The sequence below is a fragment of the Bacillus cereus group sp. BfR-BA-01379 genome (assembly GCF_022663605.1).
Taxonomy (GTDB): Bacteria; Bacillota; Bacilli; order Bacillales; family Bacillaceae_G; genus Bacillus_A; species Bacillus_A mobilis.
In genome coordinates, this window is record NZ_JAKUFT010000134.1 from 1 (window position 1) to 6,447 (window position 6,447).

Here is a 6,447-nt window from a genome sequence, read left to right on the forward strand (position 1 = left end):
CAGGTAAGTTGCAAAAGTATGTAATTTCTTCTTTTTGGATCTGTAGGTAGTGAGGAAGAGCTAAAAGTTAACTTGCAGGTAAGTTGCAAAAGTATGTAATTTCTTCTTTTTAGATCTGTAGGTAGTGAGGAAAGAGCTAAAAGTTAACTTGTAGGTAAGTTGCAAAAGTATGTAATTTCTTCTTTTTGGATCTGTAGGTAGTGAGAAGAGAGCGGAGCAGGAAATTATAATTTTTATATTTCAAGACGGAAATTCTAAAAAATTTAATTTCTGTAGAATTTTGTCGCTTTCTCTCTTGACCATATCGATACTTCATTGTTAGAATCTAGGAAGATAATATAAAACAATCCTTCATATATCCTCGATGATATGGTTTGAGAGTCTCTACCGGGTTACCGTAAACAACCTGACTATGAAGGCAGTGCGTCTTATATTTATAAAGAGCGGAAGACTATCTTTCTTTATAAAGCCAGACCCCTGCCTTTTCTTTGTTATGAGACTAGAGGCGGAGGACTGGCTTTTTTTATTATATTAGTAATGCTTTTTGCCTAATTGGTAAAAATATTTATATACGAGAACTAACGTTGGGGTGATTATTTTGAAGAAGCAGCATGATACAATTATCGTTTTAGATTTTGGGAGTCAGTACAATCAGTTAATAGCACGTCGAATTCGTGAGTTCGGTGTATACAGTGAACTTCATCCACATACAATTACTGCAGAAGAAATTAAAGCAATGAATCCAAAAGGGATTATCTTCTCTGGTGGACCAAATAGTGTATACGGTGAAGGCGCATTACATTGTGATGAAAAAATCTTTGAACTAGGATTACCGATCTTCGGTATTTGTTACGGTATGCAGCTTATGACACAACACTTCGGTGGTAAAGTAGAACGTGCAAACCACCGTGAGTACGGAAAAGCTGTTCTTAAAGTAGAGAACGAATCAAAATTATATACGAACCTTCCAGAAGAGCAAGTTGTATGGATGAGCCATGGCGACTTAGTAACTGGTTTACCTGAAGGATTCGTAGTAGATGCAACAAGTGAGTCTTGTCCAATTGCTGGTATGAGCAATGAAGAGCAAAACTTATACGGTGTACAATTCCACCCAGAAGTACGTCATTCTGAGCACGGTAACGATTTAATTAAAAACTTCGTATTTGGCGCATGTGGTTGTTCTGAAGGATGGAACATGGAGAACTTTATTGAAGTAGAATTAGAGAAAATCCGTGAAACTGTTGGAGACAAAAAAGTACTATGCGCACTTAGCGGCGGTGTAGACTCTTCTGTTGTAGCAGTGTTAATTCATAAAGCAATCGGCGACCAATTAACATGTATTTTCGTTGACCACGGCTTACTTCGTAAAGGTGAAGCAGAAGGCGTTATGAAAACATTCAGCGAAGGCTTCCACATGAACGTTATTAAAGTGGATGCACAAGAACGCTTCATGAACAAGTTAAAAGGTGTAGAAGATCCAGAGCAAAAACGTAAAATCATCGGTAATGAATTCATTTACGTATTTGATGATGAAGCTTCTAAATTACAAGGAATGGACTTCCTAGCGCAAGGTACACTTTACACGGACATCGTTGAAAGTGGTACAGCAACTGCACAAACAATTAAATCTCACCATAACGTTGGTGGTCTTCCAGAAGACATGCAGTTCAAATTAATCGAGCCTTTAAACACATTATTTAAAGATGAAGTACGTGTATTAGGATCAGAACTAGGAATTCCTGATGAAATCGTATGGCGTCAACCATTCCCAGGCCCTGGTCTTGGTATTCGTGTATTAGGTGAAATCACAGAAGAGAAATTAGAAATCGTTCGTGAATCTGATGCGATTTTACGTGAAGAAATTATTAAAGCGGGCTTAGACCGTGAAGTTTGGCAATACTTCACTGCGCTTCCTGGTATGCGTAGCGTAGGTGTTATGGGTGACGAGCGTACTTACGATTACACAGTAGGTATCCGCGCAGTAACATCTATCGACGGTATGACAGCTGACTGGGCACGTATCCCTTGGGACGTATTAGAGAAAATCTCTGTACGTATCGTAAACGAAGTAAAACACGTTAACCGTATCGTGTATGATATAACAAGTAAGCCACCAGCAACTATTGAGTGGGAATAGTATTATAAAAAAGATCCATCTATTGCACATGCATAGATGGATCTTTTATGTTTACACCGTTAATACGAACGAAATTATAAAAGTTTATAAAAATGTTCGTTTTTAAATTGACAAAACTACTTCGTCGAGTTAATATGAGTATGTAATTCAAACGAAAAGTGAATATTATGCCGTCGTATAATATCGGGGATATGGCCCGAAAGTTTCTACCTAGCTACCGTAAATGGCTTGACTACGAGGCGTTTTTATAAAGATGAGGGGAAACTTGTCTTTATTCATAGAACGCTTCCATGTATATGCAATGGAAGCCTTTTTTATTTTTAATAGATAAAAGAGGGCTAGGCAGATTACGGCGAGTAATCATATAACGGGGGAAACGTAAGATGAAACGCTATTTTCAGTTTGATGAACTCGGCACAAATTATAAAACAGAGTTCATAGCAGGTTTAACGACATTTTTATCTATGGCTTATGTACTATTTGTCAATCCTGCTACGCTGTCACTTGGAAATGTTAAAGGGTTACCGGCAGGTACAGGAATGGATCCAGGTGCAGTATTCGTTGCTACAGCATTAGCAGCGGCGATTGGTTCGTTAATAATGGGGATTTTCGCGAAGTATCCGATTGCTTTGGCACCGGGTATGGGAATTAACGCGTTCTTTGCTTATACGGCAGTGTTAACGATGGGTATTCCGTGGCAAACAGCAATTGCTGGAACATTAATGTCAGGTATTATCTTTATTATTCTTACAGCTTCAGGTATTCGTGAAAAAATCATTAATGCAATTCCAACAGAGTTAAAGTTTGCGGTAGCGGCAGGTATCGGATTGTTCATTGCCTTCCTTGGATTCCAAAATGCCGGAATTATCGTGAAAAATGATGCTGTTCTTGTTGGATTGGGGGATTTAACAAAGGGCACAACGTTACTAGCAATCTTCGGGGTTGTTACGACAATCATCTTCATGATTAAAAAAGTTAATGGTGCAGTGTTCTACGGTATGATTCTTACAGCAATCTTAGGAGTAGCGACAGGATTAATTGATACTCCGAAAGCTGTAGTGGGAGCAATCCCGAGTCTAGAACCAACGTTCGGTGTGGCGTTAACGCACTTCGGAGATATTTTCACTGTTCAAATGGTAATTGTTATTATAACGTTCTTCTTTATCGATTTCTTTGATACAGCAGGTACACTTGTAGCAGTTGCGAATCAAGCTGGATTAATGAAGAACAATAAATTACCACGTGCAGGAAAAGCGTTATTCGCAGATGCGATTGCAACTGTAATCGGTGCGATCTTAGGTACATCAACAACAACGTCTTACATTGAATCTTCTGCAGGGGTAGCAGCGGGTGGACGTTCTGGATTTACAGCAGTTGTAACAGCAGGATTCTTCTTGCTGGCACTATTCTTCTCACCATTATTAAGTGTTGTAACACCAGCTGTAACGGCACCAGCTTTAATTATTGTAGGAATCTTAATGGTTTCGTCTTTAGGTGAAATTGATTGGAAGAAATTCGAGATTGCAGTACCAGCATTCTTTACAATCATTTCAATGCCACTTACGTATAGTATTGCGACAGGGATTGCAATCGGGTTTATCTTCTATCCGATTACAATGGTAGTAAGTGGTCGCCGTAAAGAGATTCATCCAATTATGTATGTTATGGGAGTTTTATTCGTACTATATTTCATCTACGTTCGTAAATAAAAGGGGTTTTTTGAAAGGTCTAGACTTAAGGGGAGTCTAGACCTTTTTTGCGTCTTCAGAAAATCTTAAGGATTTCCGAGCGTTTTTCTTCAGAAGTTTTCCTATAATAGAAGTTAGGGATTAAAAAAGTGATGGGGGAGATATTGTGGCAACCGAAACAATACTTGTCGTAGATGATGAAAAAGAAATTAGGAATCTTATTACAATCTATTTAAAGAATGAAGGATATAAAGTGTTGCAAGCGGGGGACGGAGAAGAAGGATTACGTTTACTGGAAGAAAATGAAGTGCATCTAGTCGTATTAGATATTATGATGCCAAAAGTAGACGGTATTCACATGTGTATGAAAGTAAGAGAATCGAAAGAAATGCCGATTATTATGCTTTCGGCGAAAACGCAAGATATGGACAAAATTTTAGGATTAACTACAGGTGCAGATGATTACGTAACGAAACCATTTAACCCGTTAGAGTTAATCGCAAGAATTAAATCTCAGTTACGTCGTTATATGAAGATGAATGGTTTTGCTATTCAAAATGAGGACGAGTTAGAAATTGGAGAGATGAAAATAAACATCTCAACCCATAAAGTTATTGTGGATGGAGAAGAAGTGAAACTGACCCCGAGGGAATTTTCAATTTTAGAATTACTAGCTCGTAATCCAGGGATGGTTTTTAGCGCGGAACAAATTTATGAAAAGGTTTGGAACGAAAGATCTTTCCAGTCGGATAACACGGTAATGGTTCATATTCGGAAAGTGCGTGAAAAGATTGAGGAGAATCCAAGGAAGCCAATGTATATAAAAACAGTATGGGGAGTTGGGTATAAGATTGAAAAAGATATTTAATCCATTTACTTATGTTAGGAAATTTCGAGAGTTAATTGGAAAGTTAGTGAAGAGTGTGAAACGGAGTGTGCGAATTCAACTTATTACTGCGTTTACTGCTTGTGCGTTATTAGGGCTTTTGTCAGCAAAGGCAGCAGCACCGTTTTTTGAGAATGCGAATCGAGAGGCGACGATCGATTATCGGACTGGTATGGAACAAATTAACCAACAAGCGCAAAGTGTGGCAAATAGTTCAGTTCATGAAAATAAATTAGAAGCTATATCAAGTATGATTGAAATAGAGAATCAAAATTTAGAACAAAACTCTAGAGCTTTAAAAGTATTGGTTACTGACGAGAGTGGTAGAGTTTTATATAAAACGAAGCAGGCACAAGAAGAGCAAATTGATTTGCATAATACAATTCGTAATGCATCATCGTTTGCGATTAATTATATGAATGGTAGAAAAGAATTTGAAAGTACGAGAAAAGAATTTATAGCTTTTGCACCTATTACAATAGAAGATAAGAATTTATACATGTTTGTTAGTGGGATTCCAGAAGGTGAAGTAATATATGATACGCAAGAAGGGCCGTTTCCATTTTTCATAGGTGTACTCGTATTTATCTTCTCTTTCTTCTATATAACAAAGAGAAAGATGAAGCAAATTGAAGCGATGGCACAAGGTGTAAAGGAAATAGAAAAAGGAAACTTAGCGTATCGTATTGAGAAGAAAGGTGAGGACGAAATTGCGTCTTTAACTGAGAATATTAATAATATGGCAGAAGAGCTTATGAATAATATAGAAAAGGAACGTAAATTAGAGAAGCAAAAGAATGAGCTTATTACAAATGTATCTCACGATTTACGTACACCACTTACTTCTATTATGGGTTACTTGCGATTACTTCGAGATTCTAAATATGAAAATAAAGAACAACATGATGAATATACGAGAATTGCTTTTGCGAAGTCGGAGCAGTTAAAGAATTTAATAGAAGATTTATTTGAGTATACGAAGTTAACAAACGAGCAAGTTATATTAGAAAAACAAGAGGTTTGTATAAATGAGTTACTCGAGCAATTAATAGAAGAGTTAGTACCGCAAGCAGAAGAGCATGGACTTACGTTTGTTAAGAAATTTCCTGAGGAACGTGCCTATGCAGCGGTTGATTCGGAAAAGATGGTTCGTGTATTTGATAATTTATTAATGAACGCGATTAAGTATAGTAAAGATGATGGGGAGATAAAAGTTTCTCTTCACAGGCAGCGCCGAGAAATACAAATTGTAATTGCGAATCATAGTGAAGAGTTTACGAGAGAAGAACTAGGGAGTTTATTTGAACGTTTTTATAAGAAAGATCAATCCCGGAGTAGAGTAACAGAAGGATCGGGACTTGGATTGGCGATTGCGAAAAGTATTGTTGAATTACAAGGTGGTAGTATTCGAGCTGAATATAAGGATGGTACTATTCATTTTATCGTCTCGTTACCAATTATAGAAAAATAATAAATGAATAGAATGGTATATGATAAAAAGGCTTATTTTAAAAGGAATAAGCCTTTTTATATTTTTTTAGAAAAACATGTTGACGATTAAAGGTTAGAGGTGTAATATAGGACAAGTCGCCGATACAATAACGCAGAACGCGGCAAACAAAATGAAAAACTTAGTTGACATTAACTAACGAAGATGTTAACATAAGGAAGTCGCAAATGAGCGACCAAGTAGTTCTTTGAAAACTGAACGAAACAAACAACGTGAAACGTCAATT

At 37.1% G+C, this 6,447-nt stretch carries 4 protein-coding genes and 2 riboswitches; all 4 genes read left to right on the plus strand.

Going from position 1 to position 6,447, the window contains the following annotated elements; all coding sequences use genetic code 11:
* Positions 1-331: 331 nt before the first annotated feature.
* A riboswitch (purine riboswitch) is annotated at positions 332-433 on the plus strand.
* A 165-nt stretch (positions 434-598) separates the two neighbouring features.
* The 4 genes from guaA (at position 599) to MR113_RS26520 (ending at position 6,182) form a co-directional block, all read left to right on the plus strand.
* Positions 599-2,137, plus strand: coding sequence for a glutamine-hydrolyzing GMP synthase (gene guaA, locus MR113_RS26505; RefSeq protein WP_132136588.1), 1,539 nt, complete (start codon positions 599-601; stop codon positions 2,135-2,137).
* 153 nt (positions 2,138-2,290) lie between these two features.
* Positions 2,291-2,392: riboswitch (purine riboswitch) on the plus strand.
* A 128-nt stretch (positions 2,393-2,520) separates the two neighbouring features.
* Positions 2,521-3,846, plus strand: coding sequence for an NCS2 family permease (locus MR113_RS26510; protein WP_000833103.1), 1,326 nt, complete (start codon positions 2,521-2,523; stop codon positions 3,844-3,846).
* A gap of 145 nt (positions 3,847-3,991) precedes the next feature.
* Positions 3,992-4,693 carry a response regulator transcription factor gene (locus MR113_RS26515; RefSeq protein WP_063263315.1) on the plus strand — a complete coding sequence of 234 codons (702 nt, stop codon included), beginning with the start codon at positions 3,992-3,994 and terminating at the stop codon, positions 4,691-4,693.
* Positions 4,677-6,182: a sensor histidine kinase gene (locus MR113_RS26520; RefSeq protein ID WP_242257405.1), complete on the plus strand. Its 1,506-nt coding sequence runs from the start codon at positions 4,677-4,679 to the stop codon at positions 6,180-6,182. Before MR113_RS26515 ends, MR113_RS26520 begins: the two co-directional genes overlap by 17 nt.
* Positions 6,183-6,447: the final 265 nt, after the last annotated feature.